12 protein-coding genes are annotated in these 14,859 nt (G+C 45.3%); 10 read left to right on the forward strand and 2 right to left on the reverse strand.

All coding sequences use genetic code 11. From position 1 onward, the window contains the following. Positions 1-7 precede the first annotated feature (7 nt). Together HUB64_RS01755 and HUB64_RS01760 are read right to left on the reverse strand one after the other, a co-directional pair. Positions 8-427 carry a cytochrome c-type biogenesis protein gene (locus tag HUB64_RS01755; RefSeq protein WP_173496236.1) on the reverse strand — a complete coding sequence of 140 codons (420 nt, stop codon included), beginning with the start codon at positions 425-427 and terminating at the stop codon, positions 8-10. Then, positions 427-2,511 (reverse strand): heme lyase CcmF/NrfE family subunit, encoded by a 2,085-nt coding sequence (locus HUB64_RS01760; RefSeq protein ID WP_173496237.1) that lies wholly within the window; start codon positions 2,509-2,511, stop codon positions 427-429. Before HUB64_RS01760 ends, HUB64_RS01755 begins: the two co-directional genes overlap by 1 nt. A 549-nt stretch (positions 2,512-3,060) precedes the next feature. Between HUB64_RS01760 and sirA the strand changes: the two genes are divergently transcribed. The 10 genes from sirA (at position 3,061) to HUB64_RS01810 (ending at position 14,851) form a co-directional block, all read left to right on the forward strand. Further along, positions 3,061-5,124 carry a dissimilatory sulfite reductase SirA gene (gene sirA, locus HUB64_RS01765; protein ID WP_113939219.1) on the forward strand — a complete coding sequence of 688 codons (2,064 nt, stop codon included), beginning with the start codon at positions 3,061-3,063 and terminating at the stop codon, positions 5,122-5,124. Between the two features lie 62 nt (positions 5,125-5,186). Then, positions 5,187-5,627 (forward strand): rhodanese-like domain-containing protein, encoded by a 441-nt coding sequence (locus HUB64_RS01770; RefSeq protein ID WP_173496238.1) that lies wholly within the window; start codon positions 5,187-5,189, stop codon positions 5,625-5,627. Positions 5,628-5,712: 85 nt separating this feature from the next. Beyond that, entirely contained in the window at positions 5,713-6,495 is a 783-nt protein-coding gene (locus HUB64_RS01775; RefSeq protein WP_105250349.1) for an FKBP-type peptidyl-prolyl cis-trans isomerase, read from the forward strand. A 34-nt stretch (positions 6,496-6,529) separates the two neighbouring features. Next, positions 6,530-7,210: a tetratricopeptide repeat protein gene (locus tag HUB64_RS01780; RefSeq protein WP_254451390.1), complete on the forward strand. Its 681-nt coding sequence runs from the start codon at positions 6,530-6,532 to the stop codon at positions 7,208-7,210. A gap of 88 nt (positions 7,211-7,298) precedes the next feature. Beyond that, the gene (locus HUB64_RS01785) at positions 7,299-7,790 is read left to right on the forward strand and encodes a nitrous oxide reductase accessory protein NosL (RefSeq protein WP_173496239.1); all 492 of its coding nucleotides are present in this window, start codon (positions 7,299-7,301) and stop codon (positions 7,788-7,790) included. Positions 7,791-7,800: 10 nt separating this feature from the next. Continuing rightward, positions 7,801-9,090, forward strand: a complete 1,290-nt coding sequence (gene nosD / locus HUB64_RS01790) for a nitrous oxide reductase family maturation protein NosD (protein ID WP_173496240.1) — start codon at positions 7,801-7,803, stop codon at positions 9,088-9,090. After that, positions 9,087-10,127, forward strand: a complete 1,041-nt coding sequence (locus HUB64_RS01795; protein ID WP_131524237.1) for an ABC transporter ATP-binding protein — start codon at positions 9,087-9,089, stop codon at positions 10,125-10,127. Before nosD ends, HUB64_RS01795 begins: the two co-directional genes overlap by 4 nt. After that, positions 10,124-10,996 carry an ABC transporter permease gene (locus HUB64_RS01800; RefSeq protein ID WP_131524238.1) on the forward strand — a complete coding sequence of 291 codons (873 nt, stop codon included), beginning with the start codon at positions 10,124-10,126 and terminating at the stop codon, positions 10,994-10,996. The genes HUB64_RS01795 and HUB64_RS01800 overlap by 4 nt, the downstream gene beginning before the upstream one ends. A gap of 221 nt (positions 10,997-11,217) precedes the next feature. Beyond that, positions 11,218-12,501, forward strand: a complete 1,284-nt coding sequence (locus HUB64_RS01805) for a winged helix-turn-helix domain-containing protein (RefSeq protein WP_173496241.1) — start codon at positions 11,218-11,220, stop codon at positions 12,499-12,501. 235 nt (positions 12,502-12,736) lie between these two features. Further along, positions 12,737-14,851: a M13 family metallopeptidase gene (locus HUB64_RS01810; RefSeq protein WP_173496242.1), complete on the forward strand. Its 2,115-nt coding sequence runs from the start codon at positions 12,737-12,739 to the stop codon at positions 14,849-14,851. Positions 14,852-14,859: the final 8 nt, after the last annotated feature.

Below are 14,859 nucleotides of genomic sequence, written 5' to 3' on the forward strand. Positions count from 1 at the left end.
TTTACTTTTAAATAGTCGTTTGTGTTTTTCTACGGGTTACCAATGCGAGACACAACCCAACACCAAGCACTAATAACAGCAGTGGCCCAAACCAAAGTGCGAAGGTGGAGGCTTTAAATTCAGGTTGATAACGGATTTTTTGACCATAGCGTTGCACCATAAAATCGATAATCTCATCTTGGCTTTGCCCCTGTTCCAGCATCGAGAATATTTGTGCTTTTAGCTCGTGGGCGATTGGCGCCTGTGATTCAAATAGGCTTTGATTCGTCGCCATAGGGCAACGCAGCACTTTACTGATATCCATTGCCTGTTGCTGGTGGGAAAGGCCAGATATGGACTGTTCCTGCGCCATGGATAAGCATGGGATCCCTATCCCACATAAGGTGATAGGGAGCAGTAAGACTAAAAAGCGCAATATTGGATTCATTAGGCAAGCGTCTCCTTTGGTTTGTGATGGGATAGGCTAAATAAGGTTGTTAAATCAGCTTGAGAGCTGAAACGACGAGTAGGCCAAGCGGCAATCGCCCCACCTAGCATCATAAATAGGGCACCAAGCCAGATCCAACTCGCAAGGGGTTTATAGCTGATACGGATAAGGTATTCGTTATCACTTAATTGCAGCCCCATGGACACATAAATATCCCGCCATAAACCGTGGTCGATACCCGCGTGGGACATTTCCATCCCGTTGCTTTTAAAGGTTTGTCGTTGCGGCCTAACGTAACCGAGGATCACTTCATCATTCGCACCATCGCGGATACTGATATTGGCCTGAATGGCGGTAAAGCTACTCGTTTCAACATTCTCAGTGCTTTCATAAACTAAGACATAACTCGCCAAAGGCTTACCTTGACCAGGCCCCATTCGCAGTAGGGCTTCCTGTTCAAAAAAGGAGACGGATGTTGCACCAATAATAGTGATAGCCACCCCAAAGTGGGCGAATAGCATGGCTATAAACCCTTGTTTTGATGATTTAACGGGAGGATTTAAGCCGTGCTCATTGCGGTTTTGGGTTAATTGACGGGCATATATTCGTCTACCCAATCCTGAGGCTGCCAATATCGTGAGCAATAAACACACTAGCAACCAAAGTGCTGCGGCTGTGCCAAGGAGTAAAAATAAGCTACTGCCCGAGGCGGCCTGTAAGCTTACCCAGCCAGCGACGGCTAATATCACTAGGCTAGTAATGAGCAGGGAAGTAATACGAGTTTTTGAGGCATTTTGCCATTGCACTAAGGGCGCAATGCCCATTAACAGGACAAGCAAGAAAGTAAGGGGGACAAATATAGCGTTGAAATAAGGGGCCCCCACTGAAAGTGTACCTAAATCGAGCAGCTCATAGATCAAAGGGTAAAATGTACCGAGTAATACGGAAAACGCTGCTACGACTAAGATAACGATCCCGAGCAGTAACAGCGTTTCCTTACTGAAAAGCGCGAAAGTCACATCCTGTTTTAAATGGTGGGCTTTGAGTGCAAAAATGAGTAACGCAGCCCCAACAAAAATCACTAATAAGCAGAGGATTGACATACCACGGGTCGGATCGGCGGCAAAGGCATGTACCGATTGCACTATGCCGGAACGCACCAAAAAGCTGCCGAGTAAACTGAGTGAGAATGCCAATAAGCACAGCAGTAAAGTCGTGAGTTTAAAGCCATGAGTACGTTGAGTGAGAATGAGGGAATGTACTAATGCTGTTGCCACAAGCCAAGGAATAAAGGAGGCGTTTTCTACCGGATCCCAAAACCACCAACCACCCCAACCCAGTTCGTTATAGGCCCACCAAGATCCAAAGGCATTGCCGCCCGTTAGAAACACCCACGCTAATAATACCCAAGGTCGTAAATAGTTAATTTGACGAGTATTAAAACCACCACCGAGCAGTGATGCTAACGCTGCGGCAAAGCAAACTGTGAGGCCAACATAACCAAGAAAGAGCATGGGCGGATGCAGTATGAGTCCTATGTCTTGCAAAATGGGGTTAAGATCTCGCCCTTCAATCGGAATGTTAGGTAATAAGCGGGCAAAGGGATTAGAGGTAAAGAGTAAAAATAAGTTAAAACCAAGGATTACTAATGCCAAAATGGCCAACAGCCTCGCAAAATACAGGGCGTCTTGGTATTTATCGCTGGCCTTATCTTGAGTGCAATCCGCCATTTTTATGCGATAACTGATGATCGCCCCCCAAAGGGTAATCGCAAATATCCAAAACAGCATTGACCCTTCGTGGCTGCCCCAAACGGCGGCCACTTTATAACCCAAGGCTAATTGGCTATTCGAGTGGTTTGCGACATAAGCAACAGAAAAATCATCAGTCATAAAGCAATAAATTAAGCAAAGAAGTGAAGTAAATACCGAGGTAAATATGGCTCTAAAGAGTGTCGGGCTTAATCCCACCAGATAGGCATTATTCTGCTTAACACCGATTAAGGTCAGTGCTGCAGAAAATAATGCCAATACGCTACTGATGATCAGTAATATATGTCCAATTTCTGGAAGCATAGTTGTCATTTATTATGCCTTAGAATAATGTGGTCTCGGTAATATAGTGTTTACAGTTGGCTATTTTACCCGTGTTATTTTCACATGCTGATTTTTATTAAGTTCGCTCATAAACTTGAGTTATTTTCTTGTGATTTTAAATTTACATATAATACCTTGTTGGAAAAAGTCAGTTTAATCACGAGGTTTAATCACTGTTGATTTTAAGATTAGTCGAGTTTTGCATTTGATAATGTGATCTTATCCGTTATTAAATCATTCCTTTTTACGCTTGATGTTTTTTGAAAAGTAAAACGCATTTTTAGTTTTTTTTATAACTGAAATGTGCTTTTTAACTTCTAAAAAACAAATGACATTAATTTTATAAGTTATTGTATTTTATTTGTTTTAATTGATTTTATTCATCTTGATTTATCAGCGGGAATTTAGTGTGCTCTAGCTCTGATTTTTAATGGTTTTTTGCCTCCACCATGCTGTAACTGGTCAATTGTTTATGTCGTTCAGTGAGCAATTAGGTTCAGTGGAAAATATAAAACTAATGATAATTAGGAGTGAATGATGAAACGATGGAAATCCAAAATAGCACTCAGCGTGCTGTTTTGTTTAGGTACTATCGTCAGTGTGGCCGGAATAGCATCCGATGCTAAACCGGGCGAGGTAAAGCCTGGCTATGGTAATAAACAAATGAGTGCGGAAGCTCAGGGAATTATGGCTAATCCCGATCTAACACTAGAATCCCGTGGTGTAAGAACACTGCAGGATTATATTGTTCAGGAAAAAGAGTTGTTTGATTTTCTTTTTGAAAATCATCCGGTATTTAAATATGCTGAGCAAGGTCGTTTAAAAGGAACCTATAAGGTCAGTGACCGTGGTGAAGAATACTTACACGGTGGTGATAGCCAAAAATATAGCCAACATCAAGAGGGCAATCGCCCTATGGCATTGCAATATCGCCTCGGTGCCAAGTCGATTTTGGATTTCCCAAATAAGTTTGTTGGTCCTGAAAAATGTGGTGAGTGCCACGGTCCACAATATGAAAAGTGGAAACGTTCACGCCATTCAAAAACCTTACGTTTCCCGGGGAGTCATCCCGAAGTCGATAACGATTTAAACAAAACCATGTATGGCACTAAGGATACTTCTATCCTGCCAGACGGCATTACCCCTGATGCAATTTATGCGACGGTGGGAACACCAAGAACCAAATACGGCTTTATCGATAGCTACTTAGTACGCGGTACTTTCCATGTGAAAGACGGTTTACTCAAAGATGGTACTGGCACTATGGTCGCCGGTGGTAACCAATTCTCCCGTGGTTGGGCTGAATGGTTAACCCCTGAAATGGCGAAGAAAATTCAGAAAGTTATTCCTGAATTTCCAACTAAAATGGAAGATTTTGGCGCGAGTGGTTCACACCAATGGGGTATGAGCTCCTATGGTGCGAAATACGAGAAGGAATTCTTATTCCAACCTGCGAGTTCCTATTGCGAAATGTGCCACACCTTTAAGTTTGATTTTAAAACTAAAGATGAGTTTTTTGCAGCCCTTGGTAATCCTAAAGAGCTCCAAAAACATACAGTGTCACTCGGTATTACCTGTGAAGAGTGTCATGGCGCAGGTGGTCATTTAGACGGCGGTATCGGTGGTGGTATGCCTTCTAACTGTGAGCGTTGTCACCAGCGTTTTAACTTCGTAGAAGAACTTGCGCAAACCCCACAGGGTAAAGAAAAACTGGAATATGCCTTTAACGTGAAGATGAAATCTTCGTGCCCATCTTGTGGTACAGAAGGTTCGCAAATGTTTGCCTCATCTCACTACGATAAGGGTATGCGTTGTTCTACCTGTCATGATCCACACGAAGTGACTGATGGTGATTGGAAATCCGGTATTACTAAACCAAAACTCATCAAAGAATGTACCGATTGCCATACAGCACAGGCTGAAATTGCGAGTAATACCAAGACCCACAGTAAACAAACTTGTCAAAGCTGTCATATGCCAAACATGGGTAGTTGTGAAAACTTCACCGCGATCCAGTTCCCTGATATGGCCGGTTTCGACAACGTTCGTAAGTCGCACATGTGGAAAATCGATGTCGATCCATTGCGTAAGACGCTTAACCCACCTGAAGGTAAGTCTCGCGACTCATCCACTAAGGGCTGGACTGTGGCGAAGGACGAAAATGGCCATAACTACCTCGATCTGATGTGGACCTGTGCTCGTACTTCCGCTTCTGATCACGATGTAGTGGATAACAAAGGTTGCCATAGCCAATTCCAATCTAAGTTGGGTGAGGGTCTGCACTTTAAAGATCAACAGCAAATCTACGGCAAAGTTCAGAAGTGGCAAAAACCAGTGAAAGAAACCTATGCCAAAGTAGAAAAAGCCCTTATTAGCATCGATAAGTCGCCCAATATGGCGAAGTTATCGGTAGAAGATAAGACGCAAGTGCTGTTGTTGACCGATAAAGCTCAAGATGTCCTCAAGCTGATTAAAGCCGATGGTTCATGGGGTGTTCATGGTGCGCGTTACTCACAAAAACGCTTAGATGCCGCCTTGACCTATGTGACCCAAGCCCAAGCCATTATTGATGGTAATGCGCTGAGTGCGAAGAAAATATAGTTTAACTTGAGTCCTAGTTATCCCCGACACCTTTGGGTGTCGGGGAATATGAGAGCCTAATTATGCATAACATACTTCGTCAAAGTGTAAGCCGAATATTGATGGTGTTGGCCTTAGGCGTGACTGCGATGCCAGTCATCGCCGGTGGTGGCTCAGAAATGTCTGAAGTGCCCTATAACGAAATCCAATTAAATCCCATTTCGATGATGGAAGCGGAAACCTTAGTCGGCAAACAAGGCGTTTATTTTTTCGACGTAAATACACTGGAGATATGGGCAGAAGGTTTTATCCCCGGAGCAGTTTTTTTCAATGTTCAGAATTGGAGAGAGTTACTTCCAAAGAATAAAGATGCAGTCATGGTGTTTTACTGCGCTAACCGCCTTTGCACCAGCAGCAATATGGCGGCGAGAGAAACCATGAAGCTAGGTTACACAGGTGTGCGTCATATGGCCGATGGTATTTATGGCTGGCGTATGTCAGGTCGAGTAACAGAAAAACCTTAGTAACACACAGGACCGATGTTTTATCGGTTTGGTTTGCAGGGCCAAAAGGCGAAACCCACAGGGTTAACATTGTAGAGAACATAAAATGAAAACACGTATGCCAACTTCTTTTATCCCCAAAAGCATCACAGTGGCGACCTGCGCCGCATTATTTGTTTCGGTAGCCAGTTTTGCCGGCACAAGTCTGAAAACCGATGCAGATAAAACCTCTTACAGCATTGGCGCTTCTATTGGTAATTACATTTCTGGTCAAGTCTACAACCAAGTTGAATTGGGCTCAGAGGTGAATGTCGACTTAGTCGTGCAAGGTTTTGTGGATGCGCTTAAAGATAAACAGCAATTAACCGACGAAGAAGTGCTGACCTATCTGAACCAAAGAGCAGAACAACTCAATGCCGCAAGAACAGTCGTTGCTGAAAAACAAATGGCAGAAACTAAAAAGGCAAGTGCGGCATATCTTGCTGAAAATCAAAAAAAGTCTGGCGTTAAAGTTACCGCCTCTGGTCTTCAATACGAAGTCTTAACCCAAGGTAAAGGTCATAAACCCAATCCAGAAGATGTGGTCACAGTGGAATATGTTGGCACTCTTATCGATGGGACTGAGTTTGAAAATACGGTTGGGCGTAAAGAGCCCACTCGGTTTGCATTAATGTCGGTAATCCCAGCTTGGGAAGAGGGATTAAAGTTGATGCCTGTGGGGTCTAAATACCGTTTTGTGGTACCTGCAAGCCTTGCCTATGGCACTGAAGCCGTAGGTATTATCCCTCCAGAGTCAGCACTTATCTTTGAAATTGAACTGAAAAATATTGAGAAACCCAGCGAAATGAAAGAGATGAAAAATAAAAAGATGATGCCTGCACACGGTTAATCAGGCTACTAAAACGAGTTGTTTGGAGAGTGAAATGGAGACTGGAATGGTGAGCTTAGGACTAGGCATTGGCATCAGTTTACTGTTGTTTGTTGCTTACATTTACTGGCAGCACATGCGTCTAAACCTAGTAATGGGAATCGCACAGTTGCCAAACATGTCGAGCAAAGTGCCCTTTGCGATGGGAATCGTCCTAGTGCTGCTTACCCTTGCTATCTACAGTCAAACAGGCCGTTTTAGGGATTGGGATCAAGGTCGGATTGATGAAAATATTGATTATTTAGTGGCGGCCGAGATCACCAAAGCCAGTCGTTGGGCTCAGAGTGAGCCGCAAAACACCTTGGCACTTATGTCATTAGCTCAGGCTTACAATGCGGGAGGTTTGTACTCAGATGCGGTGCTGACCTTAGATAAATTACTCGAAATAGGGGGAGATGATGCCGAAGTGTTAGGGGCAAAAGCTAACGCGCTTTATTACCGTGAGCTTCGGCAAATGACACCTGAAACCCAAGGGGTGATTGCCAAAGCATTAGCACTTTCTCCCTTTGAGCCTCAAACCCATATGTTACTCGCGGCAGATGCTTACTTGCATGCTCGTAACCAAGAGGCCATTGACCATTGGCAGCTCCTGCTCAAACACAATGGGGACAGTATCAACCGTGAAGCAATCGATAATGCGATTGCAAAAGCACAAAGCAAAATGAATGAAAGATGAAACCCGTTCTATCAACCCTCGCCGTAAAGATCTGTCTCTGCAAGGAGTCTGGCGAGGCGTTGATATTTTTAATAAAAGGATAAATAGGATGAAGAAATACTATGCATTGTTGCTGTTAGTGCCCTTGCTATTTGGCTGTAATAAAAGCGAGGCCACAGACTATGTTCATAAAGCCGAGATGATCCACGAGCATGACCGTTGTCATTTATGCGGCATGGTGATCACTAAATATCCCGGACCTAAAGGGCAAGTGCACCTCAAGGCTGAGAAAACGGTACCTAAGTTTTGTTCTAGCCGCGATATGTTTAACTTTGCATTACAGCCTGAAAATAAAAGACAAATTGATTACATGATGGTGCATGACGCGGGCACGACCGATTGGGATCAACCTGACGATGGCGCCTTTATTGATGCCGCTAGCGCATTTTATGTTTACGGCACCAGTAAAAAAGCCGTGATGGGGCCAGCTGTGGCACCTTTTAGCACTAAAGCCGCCGCCGAAGCCTTTGCTAAGGAATACGGTGGCCGAGTGCTGAGATTTGATGACATCACCCTAGAACTGCTCGCGGGTGATAAATAAGGTTGTGATGATGAAGCTGCGTCTCGTCCTTATTTGGCTGCTGTGCTTTGCCTCTTTCGGTACTTGGGCTGCACTCATTCGGGTAACAGATACAGATTCACTCACCCTTGCCCTTAACAAAGCCCAAGCAGGTGACACCTTAGTGCTAGCCACTGGGGTGTATGAAGGCTCCTTTAAGGTGACGCAATCCATTTCGCTAAAGGGGGAAATAGGCGCGACATTAGATGCACTGCGCCAAGGGAGTGCGTTGGTCATTGAGGCGCCTCAGGTGAGTATTGAGGGGCTCAATATCCGCCACTGGGGACGGGATCTGTATTACCGTGATGCCGCCATTTTACTCAAAAAAGGGGCGGATCATGTGCAGATTAAGGGAAACCGCTTGGTGGGCGATGGTTTTGGTATTTATGGCGAACAGCTAAACTCACCCATCATTACGGACAATAGCATTAGTGGTAACGGTGCCATTCATGTGCTTGATCGGGGTGATGGCATTTATCTCAAGCATGTTAATTCGCCACAAATTGACCGAAATCAGCTGATTTTTGTCCGTGATGGTGTGTATTTAGAGTCCGTTACCCACAGCCGCATTTATGAAAATCAATTCACTAAGCTGCAATATGGCATTCACTATATGTATACCCAAGCCGACGAAGCGTGGCAAAACCAAGCGATTGCTGTCGATGGCGGTTATGCCCTAATGAATTCAACCCATATTTACCTGCACCACAACCGTGTGACTCAGGCGCGGGACTTTGGCATTTTGCTCAATATTACTGAGGCATCCCATATGCAAGCCAATGTTGCGAGTCAAATCCATAACCCTAAGGGCACAGTGGAGCTTGGCAATGAGGGGAAAGGTATTTTTATTTACGCTGCTCAACATAACCGTATTCAAGATAACGAGTTTAGCCACAGCGATACCGGGATCAGTATGGCCATGGGCGGAGAGGAAAATCGCCTTTGGCATAATCGTATTATGGCCAATCAAACCCAAGTTAAGTACGTCGGCGAGGCACTGCTGGAGTGGAGTTATCAGGGGCAGGGCAATTACTGGTCGGAATATCAAGGTTGGGATCTGAATGGCGATGGATTAGGGGATATTGCCCATAGGCCGAATGACAGTTTAGATAAACTGTTTTGGCTTTATCCTGAAGCCAAACTGTTGATGGAAAGCCCCGTTGTGTTGTTACTGCGTTGGGTGGAACGCCAATTTAAGCCCCAAGTGACGAGCGGTATAAGTGATAGTTTTCCCCTAATGCAAAGTGGCGCGCATGTACTGATTGATGGAGGTTCGCGATGAATCATCAAACTTTGACCTGCTCAGCGAATAAGCCTGTAGTGAATGCTGATGTGGTTGTTAAAGCGACAAATATCAGTAAATGCTATGGCAAGTTTAAGGCACTGGATGATGTGAGTTTTGAGGTGTTAGCGGGTCAAGTGATCGCACTCCTTGGGCATAATGGTGCGGGTAAATCTACGTTACTCAAGCTTATTTTGGGATTACTTACCCCCACAAGTGGTCTGCTCCAAGTTCAAGGTCATAGTGTGAGCTCCCAACAGGTGCGGCAGAGTTTGTCTTTAGGCTATTTACCTGAAAATGTGAGTTTTTATGACAATATGACCGCCAATGAGCTGCTGCGATATTTCGCTAAGCTTAAGGGCGTTGCCTTGCCTAAAGTGCATGAATTACTTGCTGAATTTGGTTTAGAGGCCGCTAAAGATAAGCGTTTGAGTACTTTTTCTAAGGGGATGCGGCAACGTCTTGGGCTCGCGCAGGCGATATTGGCTGAGCCTAAGGTACTGTTACTCGATGAACCGACAGTTGGCTTAGATCCCTTGGCATCGGCTTTCCTGTATCAAAAAATCGCTCAGCTCAGGGCGCAGGGCTGCGCCATTATTATCAGTACCCATGAGTTGGGATTAGTACAAGATCAGATGGATCGCGCTTTGATCTTAGGTCGAGGGCGAATGTTGGCTTCGGGAAGCTTAACCTCCCTGAGGGCGGCGACTCAGTTGCCAAATCATATCTTGTTGCATTTTCTATCTAATACTCAAAGGCAAGCATTGCTAGCGGATCCCATTTTAGCGGCATGTGTTAAGGCAAACGCGGGGCAGGGACTCACGCTCGCTGTGTCACAGGAGCAAAAGTCAGCCGTGTTAAATCACTTATTACAAAAAGTGCCCGTGGGGGATTTTTCTATTGAACCTCCTAGTTTGCAGAGTGTGTTTCATCATTACATGGAAAGTCTTTGCCCCCTTCAGTCGTCAAAAATGCCCACAAAGACTATTAACATAACAGATATAAATCAGGCGATTAATTTGGAATCAGTCCTATGAACCGTTCCGAGGTTTTGCACCATCGTTTAAGTGCCCTGAGCATAGTGAGCACCATAGCCGCCAAAGAGTTTAAGGATAATTTACGTAATCGTTGGTTATGGATGATGGCGGGAATCTTGTTGCTGCTATCTCTGTGTGTGAGTTTTATGGGCAGCGCTGTGTCCGGCAACTTAGTGGTATTTGAGCCTGCCCAGATCCTTTCTGGGTTAGTCACTTTATCGGTATTTATGCTCCCTTTAGGTGCGATTTTGTTGAGTTATGACAGCTTTGTTGGTGAAAAAGAATCCGGCACTCTGTTGTTACTGCTGACCTATCCATTAGCACGTTGGCATCTGGTGTGCGGCAAGTTTTTAGGCCATGCCTGCGTGATGACCATTGCCTGCATTTTGGGCTTTGGTTTAACAGGATTAATACTGATATCACTGGGCGATACTCAGGCCCAGTTATCCATAGCTATCGGGTTTATCCATTTGATTATGAGCAGTATTTTACTGTCATTAGTGTTCGTGCTCTTGGGTTATTGGGTTAGCTTGTGTGTGCGAGAAAAAGCCAAGGCACTGGGGATATTACTCATTTTATGGTTTGTGCTTGTGCTGGTTTATGATCTGATTTTACTCAGTGCTGTGGTTGGAATGAGTGAGATGTTTAATCGTACTGTATTCAATCTACTGATTTTGTTGAACCCTACTGATCTGTTCCGTGCTTTAAATTTACTCGCGACTCCCTCGGATACACTCGCGGCTAAAAGTAGTCTCACTCTGCTTGCTCAAACTGGGCTGGGCTTACCCTTAATGTATGGTTTGCTGGGTGGCTGGATTGGTGCATTACTTTTGTGTTGTTCTTGGATCTTTAAATACCAAGAAATCTAGTTTAGCGACCTCTGTATTAGTCTAACTTTGTACTTATTAAACAATGACTAAACTGAGTATAGAGTCACACTCTTATATGTTGTTAAAAGGTAAAATAAACCATCTTGACTTGGTGATTGCATATCATCGTTTTCTTGGAAAGAAACAATGTCACATGATGATTGCATGTTGTTAGTGTAATCAAACTTTATCAGTATTGGCTGATCTTTCAGGCGTTTAACATGCATAAAATCACATCTTATTTAATGTTAGATGAACAGGCTAAGGAATTAGTCGATCATGTGAATGGGACAACCATCAGCCTGACTTTTTCCGAAACGGCCTTATTAGTGCTGCTGTTATCATCCACGAATGCCATTTTTACTAAGGAAGAATTGCTGCAGGTCGGCTGGCCTGAAAGGGTGGTTGCTCCTACCTCTTTAACGCAATGCATCAGTACCTTACGTAAAAAGCTCGAACCCTATACCGAAGTGCAGCTTAAAACCGTGGCACGCCGCGGGTATCAATTGCATATCTCTGAACAATCCCATGTAAAGATGCTGGCGATCAATGATGCGAATGCAATTCGTGATGCCTTAGTGGGGGTGTCGGTTTGGACTAAAGTTGCTGGTATTGCCCTCTTGTGCGCTATCTTGGCAATCGTTTGGTATGTGAGCGACCATCATGCGGTGGTTAAACAGGTGGCTAAATGGCATGCCGATAAATATATCAGCCTCAATATTGGTGGCACGCTGGGGACGGCGCGAACCTTCTATATTGGTGATGAGGATCGTTTACATCCTTCATGGTGGCAAAAACATTTAGCGCCAGAGGGAAATCACATCAATAACCTTAATTACTTCAGTGCATTTACCTCAACAGATGGCAAAAATTATTCGATGGCGATTTGCCCTGAGCTGGACGCCGATGCCTGCAGTGGTCACGGCATCATCAATATCACGGCGATAGATGCAAAACCCGCAGGATTAAATATGGCGGAGTTTATTCCGCTGAGCCAAATAATGGAGCAGCGCATTCGCTATAACCGTATTGTCCTCCCTGCGGATGATAAAGGAATGGGTGAGCTACTTGAGCATAATTACCATGCGGATATTTATTTTCCCGTGGCGGGCGAACTCTTAGTTCGTAACGATCTCAGTATGTCTCTGGTCTATGAAGGGCAAAATAAGGGTAAGTTTTATTCGACCTCCTGTATTACAGATCAAGATTGTTTAACGACACCGATTAAATACACTATCCGCGGTGAGTTTGAGCAGTACCAGACCACAATTGATGACCTTAAAGTCGATGTTTTTCACGTTAAAGTGTTACAAAAAGAACTGACAAAACCGGATGAAGTCAGCCATTCTGCTATGCAGTTCTACCGTGAAATTCGTAAGCATGATATCCGTGATGAAGATTTATTTTATTATCGTGTTTATCAAAATGAGCACACGGCAGTATGGATCATTCCTCAGATGGGACAAGTACTTGCGTGGACTCAGTACACTCAGATCAAATTATAAAGTAGTCGTTAGCCAAACTTGATTAAGCCGACATAGCGTCGGCTTTTTTGTGCCTGCAGTTGAGCGCGGTCGTGATGATGCTAAGCTGCGTGTTTAAGCGTCTGGCTCAAATTGTTTGCATTAACTTTCTATCATAAAAATTGGCTTTGTTTTACTTCTTCATTCAGTGCCAGTTACACTGCCAAACTTAGCAATCACACTATAAATACAATAATAAAAAAGAGAGGAGTCATTCATGTCGGACCGTCTTATTCCCGTGCTGTTACTGTCAACTTCAGTACTGGCTGGGCTCACTGCTTGCAGTGATAACACCACAGAAAACACCGTAAAAACCAGCGAAAACGCGCTAAAAAGTCAAGACATTGCGGCTCAAATGCCGATTGGCATTAATGTCGCGGCTATGACGCCAACGGTAAAACCAGGGGATGATTTTTATACCTACGCCAATGGCGAATGGATGAAAACGACGATGATCCCCGCCGATCGCTCCAGCACTGGCGCTTTCCTCGTTGCCTTTGAAGCAACCGAAAAGCATAAAACCAGTTTGATTGCCGATCTGGTGAAAGCGCAACATGCGGCGGGAAGCGACGAAGCGCGTATCGCCGATTTCTACAAGGCTTACACAGATACCGCCGCTATTGATGCCGCAGGAATGAAGCCTGCCGAGGCGGATATTGCCCGTTATGAGGCCATTGCGAGCAAGCAGGATTTATCTGCGGCGTTAGGCGGAAATTTGCGCGCCGATGTCGACCCTCTCAACGCGACTGACTTTTATACCGAAAACCTATTTGGGATCTTCGTAACCCAAGGTTTAGCAACGCCGGGCGAAGTCTTACCTTACTTTTTACAGGGCGGTTTAGGCTTACCTGAGCGCGAATATTACCTGTCTGCCGATCCTAAAATGGCCGACATTCGCACCGCTTACCGCGCTTACATTGAAACCTTGCTTAAAGATGCGGGTGTGAGCGATGCCGCTGTTCGTGCCGATCGTATTTTCGCCCTTGAAAACAAGATTGCCGCGGCCCACGCCAGCCGTGAAGCAAGCGAGGATTTTACTCAGTCTTCGGGGGTATGGAGCCGTGCTGACTTTGATGCCAAAGCTCCGGGCATCGATTGGACTGCCTTTCTAGCGGCGGCGCAACTGGGTAATCAACCTAAATTTGCGGCCTACCATGCAACGGCGATTACGGGACTTTCTGCGCTTGTGGCCTCTGAGCCTTTAGAAGCATGGAAAGATTGGCTCGTGTTCCACCATATCAACAGTCATGCCGATGTGTTGCCATCGGCTATCGACAACGCTTCGTTTGCCTTTAATGGCACTAAGCTTTCTGGCACGCCAGAGCAGCGCAGTCGCGATAAACGTGCCTTAGCGGCACTCGACCAATATTTAGGTGATGCTGTAGGCCATGCCTATGCCGAGCAATATTTCCCCGTTTCGGCCAAAGCAGAAGTCAGCACTATGGTGGATAACATAGTGGCCGCCTTCGGTCTGCGAGTGGAAAAACTCGATTGGATGGACCCTTCAACCAAGAAAGAAGCCCTAGCAAAAGTGGCCACTATGGCGGTGGGCGTGGGTTATCCCGATAAATGGCGCAATTACGACAGCTATGCAGTGACTGCGACCAATGCCTACGCCAATGCCATCAATGGCGAAAAAGTGGAGTACAGCCACCAGTTAGCCAAGATTGGCAAACCAATGGATAAAGGCGAGTGGTGGATGACGCCGCAAGTGGTGAATGCGGTGAACTTGCCGGTGCAGAATGCGCTTAACTTCCCAGCGGGTATTTTGCAACCGCCATTCTTCGATGCTAAGGCCGATGCCGCTTACAACTATGGCGCGATTGGCGCTGTGATTGGTCATGAAATCAGCCATAGTTTTGATAACAATGGCGCGGCCTTTGACTCGACTGGTGCTATGCGTAACTGGTGGACGCCCGCTGACTTTGCTCAATTTGATAAGCAAGGCGATGCGTTAGCGCAGCAGTTTGATGCTTATGCGCCTTTCCCTGATTTACACGTCAATGGCAAGTTGACCTTAGGTGAAAACATTGCCGACGTAGCAGGTTTAGCCGCCGCTTATGATGCTTACCATGCCTCGCTTAAAGGCAAAGATGCGCCTGTGATTGGAGGCTTTACGGGTGATCAACGCTTCTTTATCGGCTTTGCGCAAACTTGGGCTACTAAGATGCGTGACGAAGCCCTGCGTGCTCGGGTGGCAACCGATGGACATGCCCCCGGCATGTACCGCGCGCTGACCGTGCGTAACTTAGATGCTTGGTATACTGCATTCGATGTTAAGCCTGGCGATAAGCTGTATTTGGCTCCAGAAGATCGCGTTAAGATCTGGTAAGTTTACTG

It is taken from the genome of Shewanella sp. ISTPL2 (genome assembly GCF_013283205.1).
Lineage (GTDB): Bacteria > Pseudomonadota > Gammaproteobacteria > Enterobacterales > Shewanellaceae > Shewanella > Shewanella oncorhynchi.

Bases quoted from the DNA above. Each gene is read 5' to 3' on its own strand.
- HUB64_RS01800 (WP_131524238.1), top strand. From the start codon at position 10,124: ATGAACCGTTCCGAGGTTTTGCACCATCGTTTAAGTGCCCTGAGCATA.
- HUB64_RS01780 (WP_254451390.1), top strand. From the start codon at position 6,530: ATGGAGACTGGAATGGTGAGCTTAGGACTAGGCATTGGCATCAGTTTA.
- nosD (WP_173496240.1), top strand. From the start codon at position 7,801: ATGAAGCTGCGTCTCGTCCTTATTTGGCTGCTGTGCTTTGCCTCTTTC.
- sirA (WP_113939219.1), top strand. From the start codon at position 3,061: ATGAAACGATGGAAATCCAAAATAGCACTCAGCGTGCTGTTTTGTTTA.
- HUB64_RS01755 (WP_173496236.1), bottom strand. From the start codon at position 427: ATGAATCCAATATTGCGCTTTTTAGTCTTACTGCTCCCTATCACCTTA.
- HUB64_RS01810 (WP_173496242.1), top strand. From the start codon at position 12,737: ATGTCGGACCGTCTTATTCCCGTGCTGTTACTGTCAACTTCAGTACTG.
- HUB64_RS01775 (WP_105250349.1), top strand. From the start codon at position 5,713: ATGAAAACACGTATGCCAACTTCTTTTATCCCCAAAAGCATCACAGTG.
- HUB64_RS01760 (WP_173496237.1), bottom strand. From the start codon at position 2,511: ATGACAACTATGCTTCCAGAAATTGGACATATATTACTGATCATCAGT.
- HUB64_RS01770 (WP_173496238.1), top strand. From the start codon at position 5,187: ATGCATAACATACTTCGTCAAAGTGTAAGCCGAATATTGATGGTGTTG.
- HUB64_RS01805 (WP_173496241.1), top strand. From the start codon at position 11,218: ATGCATAAAATCACATCTTATTTAATGTTAGATGAACAGGCTAAGGAA.
- HUB64_RS01795 (WP_131524237.1), top strand. From the start codon at position 9,087: ATGAATCATCAAACTTTGACCTGCTCAGCGAATAAGCCTGTAGTGAAT.
- HUB64_RS01785 (WP_173496239.1), top strand. From the start codon at position 7,299: ATGAAGAAATACTATGCATTGTTGCTGTTAGTGCCCTTGCTATTTGGC.